Genomic DNA, 18,316 nt, shown 5'->3' with positions numbered 1-18,316 from the left:
ATTATGGCGCCTTTTTTGTGTCTTTGGCTAGTTTAGCTGTGCGGAAAGATGGCCGGTTCGTCTATATAGGGCGCTTCAATCACTAATGCTTCTTCAGTGAGAGGGTGGACGAACTCCAATTTGGCTGCATGGAGCGCTTGACGTGGAAAAATGGGTGTCCCGCCATATAGGCGGTCGCCTGCCAGTGGATGGCCTATGGAACTAAGATGGACACGGATTTGGTGTGTCCTCCCTGTATCCAATGTACATTCAATCAATGACCATTTTTTTTGCCTATCATATTGAAGGGTCCGGTAATGGGTTACAGCCGCCTGTCCTGTCGGTGAAACTCTCCGCCGAGTCGCATGATGGCGGTCTTTTCCGATATTGGCCGATATTGTTCCATTTTTTGGGCATTCACCGTGTACTAATGCCTTATACGTCCGCTTAATTTCACGGGCATCAAGCATTCTTTGCAAAAGAGCTCCAGCAAGCGCATGCTTTGAAAACAGGATGGCCCCTGTCGTATCTTGGTCGAGGCGGTGGATGTGCCTGAACTCTCCTTGCTCGCCCTGGATTTCCATTAAATACGCAACACCGTTCAACAATGAATCAGTCTGCCGCGGATGGGAAGGGTGCGTTTCGATTCCGGCAGGTTTATTCAGGATGAGAAGATGTTCATCCTCATATAAAACCATCAGGTCCATATAAGTTGGAATGACATCGGAGTCGTGGCCCTTGAAAACAGGCAGCATCAATTTATCATTCGGGTTCATTTCTGTCGACCATGGCATGGCTTCCCCGTTCAGGAGGATCGCTTTTTCCATCCGCCATTCATGGACCATTTTTTTGGGCGCCTGCCATTTCTGTCGCAGTAACGCTTCTATAGAAAGTCCCTTCCATGAATCGGGAACAGTCATTTCTAAATAATCGCCTTTTTTTCGGCTTTGAATCATTTTTCATCATTCCTTCTTTCTTGCATTCCGTCCGTAGTTCCATCTAAAAATACCCCGTTGTGGTTGTAATTACCAAGCCATTGATAGTGTTATATGTGGTATTCTAATTGTGGGGTAAGTCAGAAAATTTTAAATAGAACAAAGTCGGGATAAGGTGGGGTATATTATGAAGATTGCATTTGCTTCTACGGTTGAACAGCGGGAGGAAATTGAATGCTTGTTGGACACATTGCGGACATTCATTCTTCCAAGATTTTTTACAGCTGAAGAGCTTTCTTCCTATACGGATATGGGCCTTCTGCAATTCAGTGAACATACCAACTTATATAATGATACATTAAAAGAAGCATATCAACTAATGACATCGCTGCATATTATTTCTCAAGTCATTAATCAAGTGAATGTGAGCAGTAAAGAAGAGTTGCATAAGTTGAATGCTCTTTTTGAACGCAATGCTTCAATTGTCAATGAGTTTGGGCTTTTTTTCCCATTCAAAATAGAGCAATTCTACAGCAAAGAAGATTCAGCACAGGGTATCTTGCCGCTGCTTTCTTTGCCGATGAACCAAATACTTGCTTAAAAGAAAAAGGCTCCGCTGGATAAGGATAATCCGGCGGAGCTTTTTACTATTCTTTGTATTGCTTCAGGAAAGCGGTAAATGTTTTTTCGTCGGTATCGCCAACCAAGCGGTCCAACTCTTTGCCGTCTTTAAACACGGAAAGTGTAGGCGTGCTTTCGATATTGTACGTATCCCAGCCGTCTTCGAACTCATATAGATTGAATTGGTTGATATGTACCTTTTCCTTTTTTGCCGCCTTCATCAACTTAGGCGTTGCATTTACGCAATGCGAGCAAATCGGGCTGAAAAAATAGACGAACGTCAAGTCGTTGGATGCCAATTTTTTTTCTAACTCATCAGGAAGGATGATGTTTTGGTAATTGGGGTCATCCAACTGGGCAGCCGTTTCATTTTTTAAGGTTTTCCCTTGGTAAAGGTCGCTGTTTTCAGACTTGGACGCATTTTTGGCTGTTTCTTTATCTTTAGCCATGTTAGTGACTAAAAAGATGGCAGCGAATAAAACGATAATTCCTACTAAAAAAAGTATGATTTTCTTCAATGCATTTCCTCCTTTGAGTGTTTCCAAACAATTAGACTGCAGACAAATATGATGATGAATGCTGTTAATGCCATGAAAGGAATGGTGATGAATCCAAATAGGCTAAAGTAATCTTCTGTACATGATACTCTTCCGCAAGCGGGGGTGTTTTCTTTCAAGAGAGGAATCATCTGGATTGAGTAATGGTACAATGAAACAAGACCGCCGGCGGCTGATAAAACCATTGTGTATAGGCTGATTTGCCAATGCTTCTTTACATAAGCAATACCGAGGATAATCGTTAACGGATACATGGCGATTCGTTGGAACCAGCATAGTTTGCACGGTTCGAAATGAAGGATTTCTGATAAATACAGGCTTCCCAAAGTAGCAATGACAGCTGCCGCCCATGCCAAGAACAGGACATTCTCTTTTTTCTTTTGGCTCAAGCTTGTCTCCCCTCTCTAAATTAGTATGCTATAGAAATTATAGTATGTAGAGATTATGCACGTCCATTATTAGTTTTGTGCATAAGAAAAAAAGAGCTGAATGCTCAGCTCTTTCCCTGTTCCGTTTACAAAAAGTTTACCCTCAAATTGTCGTGCTTCCTATTTATACCACCATGTTCGGTCGAATATATTTTTCCAATAGCGTAAAACTAAGAATAAGATTCATGAAGTGCTTCATGCTGCATCACCATGCATGTCGCATGCTCCAAATATCTAAGTAGAGTGTAGAGATGGCGTTGGATGGTTGTGTAATCGTGTTCGAAATTATATGCATGAAGGAAATGCTCAATTTTTTTTGATAAAAAGTGATCGTCTGTCCGAACCATCAATATCAGTAAATTATCCCACTCCGAGCGATGCGTATAATATAAGGCCCTGTCGTAGTCCAGTTTATTCATTGCATCAGCCTCCTTTTTGAGGTGATACATTTATCATGTGCGAAAAAAGCGAAATGCAAGCTATGAAAAAGTTGGTGAAGTCTCCTTTGCTCCGAGTACATTTTACCAACGAAAACAAAAACGATGACGGAGGGCTTTATACATAATAGATGGGCTAACTCATTGGCGGGAAAGGGAAAAATTGTTCCCAGGCCTGTTCAACCTCTTTATTCTTTCTTAACGGGAATGAAATTGTCATTCAATAAAAGCCAATTTTGCGGGAAAGATAAACCTAACTTCCAATAGCCCATTCCACGTAAATTCAATTCCTTCAATAAATCGAATTTCGCTTGAATAGAACGTGCATCTTCAAACCAAACTTCGTGGTCCCTGCCTGATTCGTCCTTGTATTTGAAGAAAGGAGCTTGGGCGACCTGGTCATACTGAATGGGGACTTGGAATGTCTGGGCCAATTCTGTCGCTGCCTTGGGGCTGACCGCTTTAGCCGTGGATCCGGGCACGAAGGGAAGGGTCCAGTCATAACCATATAAGTTTTGGCCCATCATGACTTTACGGGACGGTATTTCACTTATTGCGTAATTCAATACATTCCTCACGGGCCCGATTGGCGAGACAGCTTGGGCAGGACCGCCGCTATACCCCCATTCATAGGTCATAATAAGGACGAAATCGACTGCTTCTCCTTGTGCCTTATAATCGAATGCCTCAAACCATTTTCCTTTTTGGTTGGCTGAAGTTTTTGGGGCTAATGCAATGGAAACAAGCCAGCCAAACTTTGAAAAACGGCTTTTGGCTTTCTTAAGAAATGCTGTGTAGGCATCCTTATCCTCCGGCCGAAGAAATTCAAAGTCAAAATGAATATCATCAAACTTGTATTTTTGGGCGGTAGACTCAATATTCGCAAGAAGTGTGTTCTGGACCATCATATCATTCAAAAGGATTCTTCCCAGATCACTGTTGAATTCTCCATTTTCCTGATTGGAGATCACCATTGTCAATCCGGTATTTTGATTTCTGGCGATGGCAGCAAAATCATTCAATGGCGGCTCTTTCAGGCTGCCATCCCTTTGGGCAATGAAACTAAAAGGAGCGAGATACGTCAAATAAGGAGCGGCTTCTCTGGCCGATCTTTCCAATGCAGGTGAAACAGATGTACCCCGTGGTTCTATATAGGCCATAAATTCGGCTTTTCGTTTTTTTTGCGGCGGAATATAAAGCCTTTGGCCGATCGTCAGGCTTCCATTCAAGGGGATATTATTGACGTTTGCCAATTCCTGCGGTGTAAAACCGAATTTCCTTCCTATCGTCCAAAGGCTGTCTCCCGGTTGTACATAATAGAAGCGGCCGACGATGGGAATGACCAATGCTTGGCCGACAACTAATTCATTCGGCTTTGTTAGTTCATTGGCCGAAATAATTTCTTGGGGTGTTGTATTGTAAGCCTGTGCAATGCTATATATAGTCTGGCCTGGACGGACAACATGAATTTGCATAGTATTCCTCCAATTTGTTTTTTCTTCTAATTGTATGTGATTGTCAGAAGGGTCATGTATTCTTCCGTATTTTTCCTTGAAAAAGCCATTCGCTGAGTATTAAGATTAGAATAAAAAGGGGGAATACGTATGAAGAATGTTTTGGTTTTAGGGGGTTCGCGTTTTTTCGGGAAAGCACTTGTCGAGCGGCTTATTGACTTCGGTTGCCATGTGGCAATTGCGACGAGAGGGCAGGCAAAGGATCTTTTTGGAAGCCGTGTGGATCGCCTGGTTGTGGACCGCCGCGATCCGGAAAGCCTGAAATTGGCTCTGAAGAATAAGGATTTTGATCTAGTATTTGATAATATTTGCTACAATGACGAGGAAGCTGAATATCTTTGCCGAGCCATTCCGAAGACCGTGGAAAAAATCGTATTTACTTCTTCAATGGCTGTTTATGGACCGGGCAGGCTACTGGATGAAGCTTTATTTGTACCTGAAGAATACCGGTTGGAACCATTTTCAGAAGCATTGGATTACGGTGAAGGAAAAAGAAGGGCGGAGGCATACTACGCCCAGCATGCGCCTGTTCCATACACGGCTGTCCGATTTCCAGTCGTTTTGGGGGAAGAGGATTATACGGAACGGCTTTTGTCTTACGGAAAACAAGTTGCCAGCCAAACTGAACTGGCAAATCCGGAAGGGGATATGTGCTTTATTTCTTCAGACGAAGCGGCACGCTTTTTGTGCTGGTGCGGGCAACATGATATAACAGGACCGATCAATGCGTGCAGCGACGGGACAATTAGTATACAGAACATCATTTCCTATTATGGAGAAAAAATAGATGTTCCTGTTCGAGTGGGTGTGGAGGGTTCTGAAGGGGCCTATCATACATATACGAATTATATCCTATCGAATTCATATGCTGAGTCAAAAGGATTTACATTTAACCAGCTGGATTCATATATTTATCCGTTGATGGATCGATACATAAAAGAAATTACTGGCCAAGGAAAATAAAGGGAAGGCAACTGGATAGAGTCCGGTTGCCTTTTTTGTTTCGATGTTTTTTCAGACGTTTGCAAGTGAAGGGGTGGGGGAATAAAGTACCATGCGGATTACGCATTTCTTAAGAAATCCTTCATAGTTATTTACAACAATCTTTACATTTAGCTAGTAGACTTTACATGTGGAGCCTGCTGAAGAAAAAGCATTCCATAAGCGAAGGAGTGATTAAATGGGCAAGAAGAGATGGATTCAAATAAGTGCATGCATCCTTTTGGGTGGATATCTGTTATTAATCGGCAAGGATTTTTTGTTCAAATATTACTCAATCGCTGAAGCTTTCACTAAAATTCAGTCTGCCTCAGGCAGCCACATGCTTAAAGGATGGGAAGAAGCTAATTTTCGCCCATTTACAACCTTGATGAATGATTTTTATTTATCCGAAATCCCTTTATTATTCAAGCTGAAAAGTATAACGGAATTTATTGTCCTGTTTTCCCCACTTGGCATTCTTTTGCCGTTAATCGATAGACGTTTCGGCCAATTTCAGTACATATTGCCTGCTTTGATTTTCTTTGGAGTGCTGGTCGAAGCCTCCCAATGGATATTCCAAGTCGGGGTATTTGACGTCGATCATATCCTTTTATATACATTAGGCGGATTGCTTGGATACTATCCGCTAAAATCCTTCTATTATATGAAAAGAGAATTCCTTGTAACGGTTGAGGTACCAGTGGCGGTCTATCAGGAAGAAGAACACTCCGCTGTATGCCGGCAAGATGAAAAGAGCCTCTAGGCTTTTTTCTTTTTGAGAGGAAGGATTTCGTTGAGTTGCACGATAAAATAGAATAGTCTAATAGTGGAGGTGCAACATGATCCTTTCGAAATCTACCATTCGATCCTTTCGTTCTATTTTTCTTATTTACATAACAGGCATTTTTCTTTTTGCGGGCTTATATATGCTTCCAGTAAGCAATACTGGGCATTTATCCTTAATCGATGCATTATTTGTTTCGACTAGTTCGTTGTCGGTAACAGGTTTGACAACGGTCAACATTTCAGTGGAAATGACACGCTGGGGGCAGGCGTTGATGATGCTGGAAATGCAGTTGGGAGGCATTGGAATCCTTGTCCTGATCAGTTATCTTTTCGTGATGATGGGGAAACGATTATCGATGACCAGCTTGATCTTGATATCCCGTGACCAAAACCAAAGCAATCTGAAGACGATACAATCGTTGAGCATTTCTGTGCTGTTAATTGCACTTGCGATAGAGGCAATGGCCTCCCTTATTATGTACGGGCAAATACGCCCCCAATTTGATTCTGCAGGGGATGCCCTTTTTGTGACCATATTTCATGCAATCGCCAGTTTTACTAACGCAGGATTTGATTTGTTCGATGGAGGCTTTCCGGCATTTAAACATAGCCCTATTATGCTGTATACAACAAGTGCTACGATCTTTCTCGGAAGCCTTGGCTATCCAACTATTATGGAATATATCTTTTCCACTAGAAAACGCAAAAGTTTATTCACCAAAATAAATATAAGGATGCACCTGATACTATGGGCGGTTGGGACAGTAGTCTATCTGGCAATCGAATACGGAAAAGCATTTAATGGTTTGAATTTAACGGATAAGCTGTCAAACGCCATTTTTCTATCGGCAACCACACGTAATGCGGGTTTAGCCACATTGGATATTTCTGGCTTAACTATTACTACCATATTAATCATGACGTTCCTTATGTTCATTGGCGGTGCTTCATCCAGTACAGGTGGTGGGATCCGTCTGACAACCTTTGCTGTCCTGATAGCCAAAATGATTTCAGTTGCCAGATCACAGGAGCACACAGTAATTTATAAAAAAACGATATCACAGGAGACGATCAATAAGTCATTTTTGATTCTAATCAGTTTTTTGATCTTGATTTTTTCTTCTACGGTCGCTTTGTCCATATTTGAAACAAAACCGATTGAACAAATTGTGTTTGAGGTTGTATCGGCGTTAACCAATACCGGCTTATCCATGGGGATTACAGCACAGCTGACCATTTACTCCAAGATTGTTCTTATGTGCCTGATGGTTATAGGGCGGATTGGCATTTTTACATTGATTTATTTTGTATTCAGAGTTGAAAAATCGAAAATGAAATATTTAAAAGAAGACTTGGCAGTTGGTTAATATAAGGGAGGATGCAGGCAATGAAGCAATTTTTAGTGATTGGAGCTGGCCGCTTTGGAAGAGGGATCGTCAAGGAATTATATAGCCAGCATGCTGAGGTCGTTGTATGCGATACGAGTGAAAAAAGGCTGGATGAAATAGACCAATATGCAACACACTGCATCATCGGCGACTTTCGTGACAATGATGTGCTGGATGAGCTCAATGTGGAAGAATTTGATGCGGTCTTTATAGCAATAGGGACGGATGCTTTCTCTGCCATATTGATTACAAAGAAGGTCAAGGAACGGAATGCCAAACGGGTCGTGGCTAAATCCGTGTCGAAGGAAGTCGGGGAAATTCTATACAGTATAGGGGCTGACAGGGTCATCTATCCGGAAGAAGAAGCTGGGAAGAAAGCGGCACGCCAAGAGTTAATGTCAGGAATCATTGAATATTACGAGATTACAGAGGATGTGTCGATCGTAGAGATGAATGTACCGGCTGCACTTTATGGAAAAAATTTAAGCCAAATGGATTTTTCAAGGAAATACGATTTGGTTGTATCGCTGATCATACGTGATGAGAAACCGATCCTATCCCATTTTGCGGATGTTGATTTCCGAAGTGGTGACCGTTTTTTGGTAATCGGTGAAAATGCCAAAATAGAAAAGTTCAAAAAAAAATATAACTAAGCAAAGGGTTTATATATACTGTTCCCCAACCTTTGCCAGCAGGCATTTTTCTCTTGAAAGTATAGACCATTCATGTAAAATAAAGATACTTAACGCAAGTCTGGGCAAAGAATAGCCGGGAACCATTTATATTTTTGTTATAAGGGGTAACAAGGATGAAGAAACAATACAAAATCGAAATGGATGATAAACTTCCTTTCAATTGGCATGGTTTTTTGGAATGTTGCCAATATTGCAAGGGAATGCTCCTATCCATCCACTTAAAAAACGGAAATTCAATAGATATCCATGAAAAACTTGAATTTGAGGGTCCTCATACGCTTACTCGAAGAAGCAAAGATGCGTTGAATGCTAAAATCAAAGCCACCTATCCTTTAATCCTGAAAGATTTAACCTCCCATTTGAATAATGGATACATGATCATTGAAGCTGAACTAAATCAGTATACGTTTGCACGGTGGCAAAGCTTCCGTTTTGTTGTGACAGAGAAATAAGAAGAGATTAAAGAATACATATGCAAGAAAAAACGCCCGCTTATGAAATGCACCTCCGATCGTTAGACACATCTAACAATCGGAGGTGCATTTTCTATATGGCCATGTACATATTCATATAAAAATTCAAACTCTTAGATAATAATATTTTTTATGAAATCAGTCGCCAGTACTTCTTTTTGTCCATCAAGATCTTTTATTGCCTTGCTTTAATTGGTGTGATACTTTTTTCATGGCATTGACGCTGCCGAACATATTGATGGCTTTTGCCTGTTCACGTTTCTTGGCTTTTAATTCCTGATAGGCGAGTTCCCTTTTAAGCTTTAGATAGTTCTGGAACCTCTCAGAGGGAAGTGTTCCGCTTTCAATAGCTTCTTTAACAGCGCATCCAGGTTCTTTTAAATGTGAACAATCGGAAAAGCGGCAATGGGCAGCATACTCTTCGATATCGGAAAAGGACTGGGAGACATCTCCGCTTTCCAGTTGAAGCTCTCTCATGCCGGGTGTGTCAATTACAGCTCCGCCATCAGGCATGATGAGTAATTGGCGGTGTGTAGTCGTGTGCCGGCCTTTATCATCCTCTTCACGAATGCCGTTGACAGCAAGGACTTCCTCACCCATAAGGGCATTGATCAACGTGGATTTCCCGACACCTGAAGACCCGATAAAGGCGGCTGACTTGCCGAAGCCCACCCTATTCTTAACTGCTAAATAGCTGTTTTCTTCCTCAACAGAAACGGTAACGACATCTACACCGATTGCCGCTTCATATACTTTTGCCAAACGGTCGCCGATATCTTCGCATAAATCGGCCTTTGTCAACACAATAACAGGCATAGAGCCGCTATCCCAGGCAATGGAAAGATATCTCTCAAGCCGGCGGATATTGAAATCGTTATTCACAGACATACAAATAAAAAGAAAATCAATATTGGCTGCAACAATTTGGATATCATTTGATCGTCCTGCAGACTTGCGCTCAAAGACGCTTTTGCGCGGAAGTATATGATGAATAACCGCGTCGCCCTGGCCGGCTGCTTCTCTGTCTATCAATACCCAATCACCTACAGCAGGGAAATCCGCAGGACTAGAAGTGGCATAGGCAAATTTACCGGACACCCTAGCTTGGATTTCGCCATTCTGCGTGATTGCTTTATATACATCTTTATGCTGCGATGAAATCCGCGCTGGATAAAACTGTGCGTAAGAAGCTGCTTCCTGTTTATAGAAGTCATTAAAGCCGATTTGTTCTAATGTGTTTTCGTTCATGTATTTCCTCCTGAATATCATCAAATGATTAAATAGGTAGAGGAGGAATATCCTGTTCTATTGAAAGATACTCTCCTCTTTTTGTGCAATTAATACGTGTGGTGTTTTCATAAAACATCACTCCTTTCGTTTTCGTTAACTATAGTGTATGCATTATTTGTACTTTTTTCCAGTAAAATAGCTATATTTCCCGATATATGATCCAGGCTCCCCTTTATAGACAAGATAACGTTGCTCGCTTTTATAAATGGCGCAAAAACTGTTCCGGATTTGCAAGGAATGACTTGGTAAATGTCACATGCTCTAAATCATCATATTTTTTTGGATGGATGGCTGACCCTTCAAACTCGTAAATAGTAGCTCCAGAGTACGCAAGTAAAATAGGTGAGTGGGTGGCCATTATAAATTGTGAGCCTTCCATTACAGCGTCTTTTATCATGGCGATCAATGTCAATTGCCTCATGGGTGATAAAGCAGCCTCGGGCTCATCAAGAAGATATAAACCATTAGGAACAACCCTTGATGACAAAACATTCAAAAAACTTTCGCCGTGAGATTGGGCATCCAGGTCCTTTCCATACCTTGCCTCCATTTGAGAAAGTGAATTCGCATAAGGGGAGAGGGCCAAATTTTTGGCCAAAATGGACCTGGATTGATAAGTTTCCTCAACTTCAGCGATATTGGCAAGCAATTCTGCCCGAAGTTTATTCTGTTCTTTCACAAAATTAAAGAAGTCTTCAGATCTTAAGAAAAATCCCCGTTGTTTTCGATCTTCCCATGTAATGTTTAATCGCTCAGCCAATGGGCGGACATGGAATAAAGTTGGATCGGCAGCAGCAGACTGGCTGCCTATAGTGGTCGATTGGACAGCGACAGCCAATGCTTCCAGTATGGTAGATTTGCCCGAGCCGTTTTCACCTGCAAAAAACGTCACCGGGCTGCTAAACGCAAGAGATGAAAGTGATCGAATAAGAGGAATAGTAAAGGGGTATGAAGACGTCTCTTTCTTTTTATGAGATAATGTGATGGAGGATATTCTCAAGAAGCATCCATCCTTTCTATTAAATGGTATTATTCACAACTATAGCATATTTAATTATTCATCGCTTATATACCTGATGTGGTATAATCATAGATAAATAGCACTTCTGGTAAGAGTTTATGAAAAGGCTTAAAAAGTGAGGGCCGCTTAATTGTACATATTAGAATGTTCCTTGGCTTGAATGCCGGGACAATGTCGAGGTGTCAAAATGGATTTTACGATTGTATTTCATGTGGATTATAACCAGCAACAAATGGAACCTGAGCAAGCGTCTGGGAATGAGGGCATGGTTTTATGGGGCGAGGTAGACTTTATGTTGAATGGAGCATCTTTCTTCAGCCGCTACCATTTATCAGAGCGGACTGAGGAGATGGGAAATACCATTCTGACAAAAGAGGGCTTTACCGTTCCGATCCTTCCATTTGTTTCTAATTTGGTTTTAAATTATACATTTATCGGCACGAAAGTATTGGAAATCGGTAAGGGAATCATGGATAAGGAACTTGTGATCATTCCACAGGGAGAGCATGTTTTAATCGGCATAAAACACAGTTCGTTGGACACTCTTTATTGGTACGACGGAGAGAGGGTAACGAAATCGACGAATCTGCCTGTCAATAGTATGAATATCGTGCCGGCTAAGGCTTTCCGCCAGGGTATCAAAAAAGGAATCCTTTCTTTCTTGCATAATCTGGAGAACAGGGAACAGACCTTCATCGAACAGGATAAGCTCAGCTCCTTGATAGAAAAAGCGGAACAGCTTCAACCTTAATACAAGTTATGCCCCCATTGGATCAATGGGGGTTTTTTAGTCGTTTCCACTCCGATACCGTGACATCGGCACACGATTTATTGCAAGGGATTACGTCATTTTCTACGCCCTATTTCATACTATGAGATAAGAAGGAAAAGGAGGGAACCCTGTGAAAGCTGATGACCATAAAGAGCTAGAAAGAGCTATTGCGGAGATAACAGAGATTGCCAAGGGATTCGGGTTAGATTCGTATCCAATGCGCTATGAAATCTGCCCAAGTGAAATCATCTATACAATCGGTGCATATGGCATGCCAACACGCTATTCCCATTGGAGCTTCGGTAAACAATTCCATAAAATGAAACTTCAATATGATTTTGGATTAAGCAAAATTTATGAACTGGTGATCAATTCCGACCCTTGCTACGCCTTTTTATTGGACAGTAACTCATTAATCCAGAATAAATTAATTGTCGCCCACGTCCTTGCACATTGCGATTTCTTTAAAAATAATATCCGTTTCCAAAACACGAAACGGGATATGGTCGAAAGCATGTCTGCCACAGCGGACCGGATTAGGCAATATGAAATCCACTATGGCAAAAAAGAAGTCGAGCATTTTTTAGATGCCGTCTTAGCCATTGAGGAGCATATAGATCCTTCTTTATTGAAGCCGGCGACCATACTCGACCTGGAGGAAGAAGAGGAAGAGGAAACAGTCAAAACAAAGTCCCCCTATGATGACCTTTGGGATTTAGACCCGGCCCAAGCGAAAAAAGAGCCGGTCAAGAAGAAATACAAAAAATTTCCGGCTCAGCCACAAAAAGACCTGCTCTTATTCATCCAGCAATATAGCCGTGAATTAGATGACTGGCAGCGCGATATTCTAACCATGATGAGAGAAGAAATGCTTTATTTTTGGCCTCAGCTGGAAACGAAAATCATGAACGAGGGCTGGGGATGATTTTTCTAAGGACAATTAGAATTTTGGATATTTCTTATGTTTATTTAATTCTTTATATATTAGCTTCCTCAGCTGGTATATGAAGTTCGTTAAAAGCTATTGTTTTGTATTTTTAAAGATTTCTAAATATTTTTTCCTTCTTCTAAGATTTGCAAAATCACATTATAATATATCAAATACATAGATTTTTAAAGTTATTTTATGTTACATAAACTTGAAAAGGCTGGGTAAAATTTTATTTTTAGTGAATTTATAAGGAGATATAGATGAAATTAGCGGATGAATTAGAACCACAGAACATATTTAGAATGTCGTCTGATTGGGATTACATTAATTGTAAGGATCAGATACGGGATTTTAGTAGTACAAATTTTTACTTTGAAAAATTTGACATAATAAAGAATAATGTGACTAAAGAAATAAAAAAATTGGATGAAAGTCAATATCTTTATAAAAAACTTATTAATATACACCTTGTGGAAATAAATTATGAAAAAGAAATAATATATAATTATCGATGTAGCGAAAGAACAAACATGAGCTTAGATAGGTATCTTTTTAAATACCCAGAAATGTTTTCTTTACCAAGAAATTTTAGTTTAATTAGAGAGAAAATTATTTCTACATTAAAAACAAATGAGGATAAGTATTATTGGGTTAGTGAGTTTGGTAACAGCATTCCTATTTACGACTCTAATTCTGGGTCTATTAAAACTCTACTGATAGTTGAGTTTAATATTAAACCGACAGCTATATATGATATTCCTCAGTTTAAATTCTTGGATAAATTCGTTGATATTTGGCAATCAAATTGGGAAAAAGAAAATTATGATGAGATAGGAAGAATAGCTGCTTCTAGTTTTATTGCGAATGAACTGAATGAAGACCGCCAATATGGTGGGTACAATGCATACAAAAATTACGAAAAGTACGGGTCTGTGATTTATAATATAACAAATGATTTACATATTATATCTTCAACATACTATGAAAGCGCAATGTGTAATGGTTGCATGTTAATAGGTTATGAGAGAGATGCTGATATATGGTTGAAAAATCCTATACCTTTTAGTAATCATAAAGGGTTTAGGAAGTTATTGGAGATAACAGGAGAAAAAAAAGGTGACTTAATATTATTGGTTGATGCCAATCTTGGAGCCTATGGTTTCACAATTAGACAAACGGATACAATGAATATTGATTTTAAACTATTTATAAAATTTAAGGGATTATTAAAATGGGAAGTTTATTATCCTGGTATAGGTAAGCCTTTATTTTTTTTCGAAAATATGTTGGTAAAAGTATCGATGAAACATATGGGTTCTGACATGATTAATTTTTCAAAAGACCTAAAAAAAATCTTTGGAAATAAGGATGTCAATGCTAAATTGTTATATAGTTTAGTTAAAACAGCAACAACACAAAAACATGGAACAATGTTGGTTATATTAAAGGAAAAATTTGCAGTGCAAGAGGCTGACAGATTAAAAATTTCTAGTACTTTAATGAGACCTAATAATATTTCAAAACAGTCATTTTGGGGTTTAACAAAAATAGACGGAGCTATAATCCTAGATACAAATGGGAAGTGTCATGCATTTGGAACTATTTTAGATGGAGTGGTCTCCCTAGAGGGGAACTCAGGTAGAGGAGCTCGCTATAATTCTGCGTTAAGATATAAAAACTACTTAATAAGCCAAAATATCGAAGGTCTGATAATTGTAATTTCAGAAGATGGTGATGTAAGCGTAATAAGCACTGGTCGAAAATAACTTTTATTATATGTTATTATAATTAATCTCGTCACTGGATAAGATGAAACTCCTTAAAACTATGACAATCTAAGAATAGTAGTAATTGTCTTTATGCATGATAGTCCTTATGGAATAAGGATAAAGAATAATGAAGAAACTGGTTAAACATGAAGATTTGTATCTATTTCAAATTTAAATTAATGAAGACGTTAGTCACATTAAACTCCAGTATAATCTTGGAAAATAAAATCTTTGATTACCATACAAAATATGATAGAATTCACATGGTTATATGATTTTTGTAATAAAATTTAAAATATTTTTATAGATTAATTGAATTATAGACTAAGAAGAAACTATTCTTAGTCTATTTCTTTTTAGTGTCTTAATCTCTATAAAACAATATTCTATTTTAGGGGGCTACTATGTTAAGGATAGAACATTTAAAAATAGAAAGTATAAATGGAATTAAAGAATTAGTATTAAACTTTAATCCAGGCCTTAATATTATTACTGGGCCAAACGGCATTGGGAAAACAACTATCATTAAGTGTTTAAGAGAATCGTTTTCAAAAAGAAATATAAGGGGGATAAATGTCAGTGTCGGTAGTAGGGTAGGTATGTGGGAAGTAGTTGTGGATAATAATTACAGTACAGATTTTAAACTATTTGAAATTTACGCCGATGAAATGATGGAATATTATCATCCTAATAGAAGGACTAAATATCTTAATTCAAATGAGTTGATATACTTTGATGTTAATAATAGAAGTACTGTTTCAAATCAGGGAATTCAATTAAGAAGTTTAAAGGAATGGTTTTATAAAAATTATTATTATAATAGTATTTCTGAAGAGAAATACTATAATCATGATCTTATTAAGAAATGTTTTTATCATATAGATCCTGAAGTATCATTTAGTAGAATTGTTTTAAAAGATGATTTGAAATTACGATATAAAAACTCTTTAAATAATAAATTAAATAGTCAAATCGAAATTATGGTTAATACCCCACTAGGAGAGATACCTTTACAAAGTCTTTCTTCAGGATATTTATCTTCACTCATGATGCTTTTAGGAATAATTAAGAATGTGGAAAATAAGAAAATTGAATTTATTCAAGATTTTAATGGAGTTCTTTTAATTGATGAAATAGATTTACATTTACATCCTGAGTGGCAAAGAAAACTTTTAAGGATAATAAAGTGGTTATTACCTAGGGCACAAATTATAGCAACTACTCATAGTCCTCATATAATACAAGAAGCTGGAGCAGATGAGATTATTCCCCTAGAGCAGGACGAATATATAAGAAATCCATATGTTAGAAAAAATCCTATTAATTCAGAGTACGGATATCTTGGTTGGACTATTGAGGAAATATTAACAGATGTAATGGGGCTTGAAAGTACGATATCGAAAAAATTAAGATATCATCTAGAGAAATTTGAAAATTATAGAGATAAAGATAATGTTCAGGGAATGAAGGAAACATATACAATTTTACAAAAAATGATACATCCTAATAATCCTCTTTTAAAAATATTAAGTATTCAATCGGGAGAAGTTAGTATATGGGGGGAGCCAAAGTATGATACCACTAACTAGACCACCTAAACCCTCGCAACTAACAGATGAAACTATTATAGAATTAACAGAGAGATTTAAAGCTGACAAAAAGAAAAGTGTATGGAAGGTACCTTATATTACAGAAGCATTGTATGAAATGTCTAATAATAAGTGTGCTTATTGTGAATGTTACATAGGAGTAGAAGGAAAATACATGCAAGTGGAACATTATCATCCTAAATCATTGTATGAAGATGAAGTTGTTAACTGGGATAATTTATTACCCTCTTGTAATAGATGTAATATAGCTAAAAGTAATCATGACACAAAATTATATCCATTAGTTAATCCATCAATTGATACTCCAAATCTTCATCTAGAATTTTGTACTGAAAAATTCAGAATTATAGGTATTGATGATAAAGGAAAATTAACTGAAAAACTTATTGGATTAAATGATTACAAAGCGGGAAGAGGTCATGCAGTTACAAGGTTTTTGATTATCCAAGCATTGATTGATGAGATAGAAGAATTTAAAAATATGTTGATGAAATATAGTCCACAAAAATATAGTATTGAAGAAAAAATTGAGTTGAGAAATAAATTTAAAAATATTTTAGAAAATGGTCAACCGAAGGCAGCGTATAGTGCAACAGTTGCAACAATAATAATCTCTAATCCTAATTATGAGTATTTGAGGGATGAAATGATCAAAAAAGGTATATGGTATGAGGAACTTGATTATTTAGAGAAAAAGGTAAAAAAATTTGCGTTTAAGATATATAGCGAAGCCACTAATATTGTATGAGTAGGATTGTGTATAAGTTTAATCCAAGTATACTATTGTGAAGTTTTTAAATGTTCATATATTCAATCTTGCTTGGTTTGTGATATAGATTGAGCTGAGATTACAATTTAGTAAAAGTTACATTCATGGCTGTCTGATTAATCTTTTTGGAGCTGATAGACAGCCTGTTGTTTCATCACGTACATTGTCGTTATGAGCTAGTATTTATAGTTTTAATAATAATTCTCCCTTTTTCATCATAATAAGATTCAGTTCTTGATTACTCCCAACAATTTTTAAAGTATAATTAAAAGAAGGATATGGATAAATGTAGAAAAGAGATGAGTATTTTGGAATATGAAAATGGTCTAATATTACTTCAAGAGTTTATTAGAAAGCGACCATCTTTACTAGTAGGCTCAGGACTTTCTGTTTCGATGGGGATACCAGGAATGGATGGTTTGTTAAAGCAATTAAATGATACATTTACTAACACTTTAAATACAACAGAACTTTCAGAATGGAAAGCGTGTTATAAGTATATTCAACAGTTAGGCTTTGAAGCGGGTCTATTAAAGAAAAAAGTCAGTGGTAGTTTGTTAAAACATATTATTAATGAAACTGCTAAATTTATAGATTCTTACGATGAAGAATTTTGTGAAAAGGTTTACAAAATGAAGATAAGTGATTATCCTTTTGCAAAACTGATTAACCACTTAATACTTAGTTTACCACCATCAAAGCCAGTGCTCGATATAGTTACCACTAACTATGATCATCTAGTTGAATATGCATGTGATTTAATACAAGTTGAATGTTGTACAGGGTTTAAAGGATCAAATATAAAATATTTTAAGAATGAATATCTTAAGGATAATTTCTACCGTAGAGCTTTAACAACAATAAAAGGTAAGCAAAATTTAGAATATAGAGCTATACCTAAAGTCAGGTTATTAAAACCACATGGGTCATTAAAATGGCAAAAAAGTGGAGATGTATTTTTCCAATCAAATAAAATACATATTGAATCTGAGCGAGTAATTATTACTCCAGGTAGCACAAAATTTGAAGCTAGTTTGACAGACTTTGTAATGAATACTCATCGAGAAACAGCTAATGATGCTATCAATCGTGCTGAATCAGTCATTGTATTAGGGTATGGATTTAATGATAGCCATTTACAAACAGTACTGGCTGAACGCCTAAAAGATGGATTAGAGTGTTTAATTTTAACTAGATCTTTGACTGCAAATGCTAAATCTATTATTAGGTCTTGTAATCAAGTCATCGCCTTAGAAAGAGAGTCCGAATTAAATACTAGATGGTACTATAATGGTCAAGAAGGTATTTGGGATGAACCCATTTGGGATTTAAATCACTTTGTGAATAGAATAATATAAAA

Annotated in this window: 18 protein-coding genes and 1 pseudogene; 12 read left to right on the top strand and 7 right to left on the bottom strand. The window is 37.7% G+C overall.

The features are described 5' to 3' along the window. Positions 1-32 precede the first annotated feature (32 nt). The gene (locus ABC357_RS16140) at positions 33-935 is read right to left on the bottom strand and encodes an RluA family pseudouridine synthase (RefSeq protein WP_412888489.1); all 903 of its coding nucleotides are present in this window, start codon (positions 933-935) and stop codon (positions 33-35) included. A 166-nt stretch (positions 936-1,101) separates the two neighbouring features. Here ABC357_RS16140 and ABC357_RS16135 point away from each other — a divergent pair, with 166 nt between their 5' ends. Further along, a complete protein-coding gene (locus tag ABC357_RS16135) occupies positions 1,102-1,515 on the top strand; it encodes a DUF5365 family protein (RefSeq protein ID WP_412888488.1) in 414 nt (137 codons plus the stop codon). Between the two features lie 46 nt (positions 1,516-1,561). Here ABC357_RS16135 and ABC357_RS16130 read toward each other — a convergent pair whose 3' ends face one another. The 4 genes from ABC357_RS16130 to ABC357_RS16115 form a co-directional block, all read right to left on the bottom strand. Further along, positions 1,562-2,053 carry a thioredoxin family protein gene (locus ABC357_RS16130; RefSeq protein WP_412888487.1) on the bottom strand — a complete coding sequence of 164 codons (492 nt, stop codon included), beginning with the start codon at positions 2,051-2,053 and terminating at the stop codon, positions 1,562-1,564. Beyond that, entirely contained in the window at positions 2,050-2,481 is a 432-nt protein-coding gene (locus ABC357_RS16125) for a disulfide oxidoreductase (RefSeq protein WP_412888486.1), read from the bottom strand. The genes ABC357_RS16130 and ABC357_RS16125 overlap by 4 nt, the downstream gene beginning before the upstream one ends. Positions 2,482-2,690: 209 nt before the next feature. Further along, complete coding sequence (locus tag ABC357_RS16120; protein ID WP_412888485.1) at positions 2,691-2,939, bottom strand: YhdB family protein; 249 nt, start codon at positions 2,937-2,939, stop codon at positions 2,691-2,693. Positions 2,940-3,145: 206 nt separating this feature from the next. Continuing rightward, the gene (locus ABC357_RS16115) at positions 3,146-4,432 is read right to left on the bottom strand and encodes a glycoside hydrolase family 18 protein (protein WP_412888484.1); all 1,287 of its coding nucleotides are present in this window, start codon (positions 4,430-4,432) and stop codon (positions 3,146-3,148) included. 129 nt (positions 4,433-4,561) lie between these two features. On the opposite strand from ABC357_RS16115, the gene ABC357_RS16110 reads away from it, so the two are divergent. The 5 genes from ABC357_RS16110 to ABC357_RS16090 all read left to right on the top strand — a co-directional run bounded on the left by ABC357_RS16110 (position 4,562) and on the right by ABC357_RS16090 (position 8,773). Beyond that, entirely contained in the window at positions 4,562-5,434 is an 873-nt protein-coding gene (locus ABC357_RS16110; protein ID WP_412888483.1) for an NAD-dependent epimerase/dehydratase family protein, read from the top strand. 217 nt (positions 5,435-5,651) lie between these two features. Then, positions 5,652-6,215 carry a VanZ family protein gene (locus ABC357_RS16105; protein ID WP_412888482.1) on the top strand — a complete coding sequence of 188 codons (564 nt, stop codon included), beginning with the start codon at positions 5,652-5,654 and terminating at the stop codon, positions 6,213-6,215. 76 nt (positions 6,216-6,291) lie between these two features. After that, positions 6,292-7,605, top strand: a complete 1,314-nt coding sequence (locus ABC357_RS16100) for a TrkH family potassium uptake protein (RefSeq protein WP_412888481.1) — start codon at positions 6,292-6,294, stop codon at positions 7,603-7,605. Positions 7,606-7,625: 20 nt separating this feature from the next. Continuing rightward, on the top strand, positions 7,626-8,279 hold the full coding sequence (locus ABC357_RS16095; protein WP_412888480.1) for a potassium channel family protein: 654 nt from the start codon (positions 7,626-7,628) through the stop codon (positions 8,277-8,279). Between the two features lie 155 nt (positions 8,280-8,434). Further along, complete coding sequence (locus ABC357_RS16090) at positions 8,435-8,773, top strand: hypothetical protein (protein ID WP_412888479.1); 339 nt, start codon at positions 8,435-8,437, stop codon at positions 8,771-8,773. 186 nt (positions 8,774-8,959) lie between these two features. Here the strand turns inward: ABC357_RS16090 and rsgA are convergent, their stop codons facing one another. Next, positions 8,960-10,042 (bottom strand): ribosome small subunit-dependent GTPase A, encoded by a 1,083-nt coding sequence (gene rsgA / locus ABC357_RS16085; protein WP_412888478.1) that lies wholly within the window; start codon positions 10,040-10,042, stop codon positions 8,960-8,962. A 241-nt stretch (positions 10,043-10,283) separates the two neighbouring features. Beyond that, positions 10,284-11,084, bottom strand: a complete 801-nt coding sequence (locus ABC357_RS16080; protein ID WP_412888477.1) for an AAA family ATPase — start codon at positions 11,082-11,084, stop codon at positions 10,284-10,286. A 208-nt stretch (positions 11,085-11,292) separates the two neighbouring features. Here ABC357_RS16080 and ABC357_RS16075 point away from each other — a divergent pair, with 208 nt between their 5' ends. The 6 genes and pseudogenes from ABC357_RS16075 to ABC357_RS16050 all read left to right on the top strand — a co-directional run bounded on the left by ABC357_RS16075 (position 11,293) and on the right by ABC357_RS16050 (position 18,314). Continuing rightward, positions 11,293-11,856 carry a hypothetical protein gene (locus ABC357_RS16075; RefSeq protein ID WP_412888476.1) on the top strand — a complete coding sequence of 188 codons (564 nt, stop codon included), beginning with the start codon at positions 11,293-11,295 and terminating at the stop codon, positions 11,854-11,856. A 151-nt stretch (positions 11,857-12,007) separates the two neighbouring features. After that, positions 12,008-12,796 (top strand): annotated as a pseudogene (locus tag ABC357_RS16070) (SpoVR family protein); the annotation flags it as partial. A gap of 272 nt (positions 12,797-13,068) precedes the next feature. Next, entirely contained in the window at positions 13,069-14,574 is a 1,506-nt protein-coding gene (locus ABC357_RS16065; RefSeq protein WP_412888475.1) for a DNA integrity scanning protein DisA nucleotide-binding domain protein, read from the top strand. 407 nt (positions 14,575-14,981) lie between these two features. Beyond that, positions 14,982-16,166, top strand: a complete 1,185-nt coding sequence (locus ABC357_RS16060) for an AAA family ATPase (RefSeq protein WP_412888474.1) — start codon at positions 14,982-14,984, stop codon at positions 16,164-16,166. Beyond that, a complete protein-coding gene (locus tag ABC357_RS16055; protein ID WP_412888473.1) occupies positions 16,150-16,935 on the top strand; it encodes an HNH endonuclease family protein in 786 nt (261 codons plus the stop codon). The genes ABC357_RS16060 and ABC357_RS16055 overlap by 17 nt, the downstream gene beginning before the upstream one ends. Before the next feature lie 329 nt (positions 16,936-17,264). After that, positions 17,265-18,314 (top strand): SIR2 family protein, encoded by a 1,050-nt coding sequence (locus ABC357_RS16050; protein ID WP_412888472.1) that lies wholly within the window; start codon positions 17,265-17,267, stop codon positions 18,312-18,314. Positions 18,315-18,316 lie beyond the last annotated feature (2 nt).

Source organism: Bacillus kalamii (assembly GCF_047238185.1).
Lineage (GTDB): Bacteria > Bacillota > Bacilli > Bacillales > DSM-1321 > Bacillus_AD.
Note: the sequence above shows the minus strand (reverse complement) of the source record. Positions and strands in the feature narration are given on the sequence as shown.

What these genes read in the sequence shown, in the direction of transcription:
- ABC357_RS16105 (WP_412888482.1), top strand. Translation starts at nt 5,652, where the DNA reads ATGGGCAAGAAGAGATGGATTCAAATAAGTGCATGCATCCTTTTGGGT.
- ABC357_RS16075 (WP_412888476.1), top strand. Translation starts at nt 11,293, where the DNA reads ATGGATTTTACGATTGTATTTCATGTGGATTATAACCAGCAACAAATG.
- ABC357_RS16135 (WP_412888488.1), top strand. Translation starts at nt 1,102, where the DNA reads ATGAAGATTGCATTTGCTTCTACGGTTGAACAGCGGGAGGAAATTGAA.
- ABC357_RS16140 (WP_412888489.1), bottom strand. Translation starts at nt 935, where the DNA reads ATGATTCAAAGCCGAAAAAAAGGCGATTATTTAGAAATGACTGTTCCC.
- ABC357_RS16055 (WP_412888473.1), top strand. Translation starts at nt 16,150, where the DNA reads ATGATACCACTAACTAGACCACCTAAACCCTCGCAACTAACAGATGAA.
- ABC357_RS16095 (WP_412888480.1), top strand. Translation starts at nt 7,626, where the DNA reads ATGAAGCAATTTTTAGTGATTGGAGCTGGCCGCTTTGGAAGAGGGATC.
- ABC357_RS16110 (WP_412888483.1), top strand. Translation starts at nt 4,562, where the DNA reads ATGAAGAATGTTTTGGTTTTAGGGGGTTCGCGTTTTTTCGGGAAAGCA.
- ABC357_RS16060 (WP_412888474.1), top strand. Translation starts at nt 14,982, where the DNA reads ATGTTAAGGATAGAACATTTAAAAATAGAAAGTATAAATGGAATTAAA.
- ABC357_RS16065 (WP_412888475.1), top strand. Translation starts at nt 13,069, where the DNA reads ATGAAATTAGCGGATGAATTAGAACCACAGAACATATTTAGAATGTCG.
- ABC357_RS16100 (WP_412888481.1), top strand. Translation starts at nt 6,292, where the DNA reads ATGATCCTTTCGAAATCTACCATTCGATCCTTTCGTTCTATTTTTCTT.
- ABC357_RS16090 (WP_412888479.1), top strand. Translation starts at nt 8,435, where the DNA reads ATGAAGAAACAATACAAAATCGAAATGGATGATAAACTTCCTTTCAAT.
- ABC357_RS16115 (WP_412888484.1), bottom strand. Translation starts at nt 4,432, where the DNA reads ATGCAAATTCATGTTGTCCGTCCAGGCCAGACTATATATAGCATTGCA.
- ABC357_RS16120 (WP_412888485.1), bottom strand. Translation starts at nt 2,939, where the DNA reads ATGAATAAACTGGACTACGACAGGGCCTTATATTATACGCATCGCTCG.
- rsgA (WP_412888478.1), bottom strand. Translation starts at nt 10,042, where the DNA reads ATGAACGAAAACACATTAGAACAAATCGGCTTTAATGACTTCTATAAA.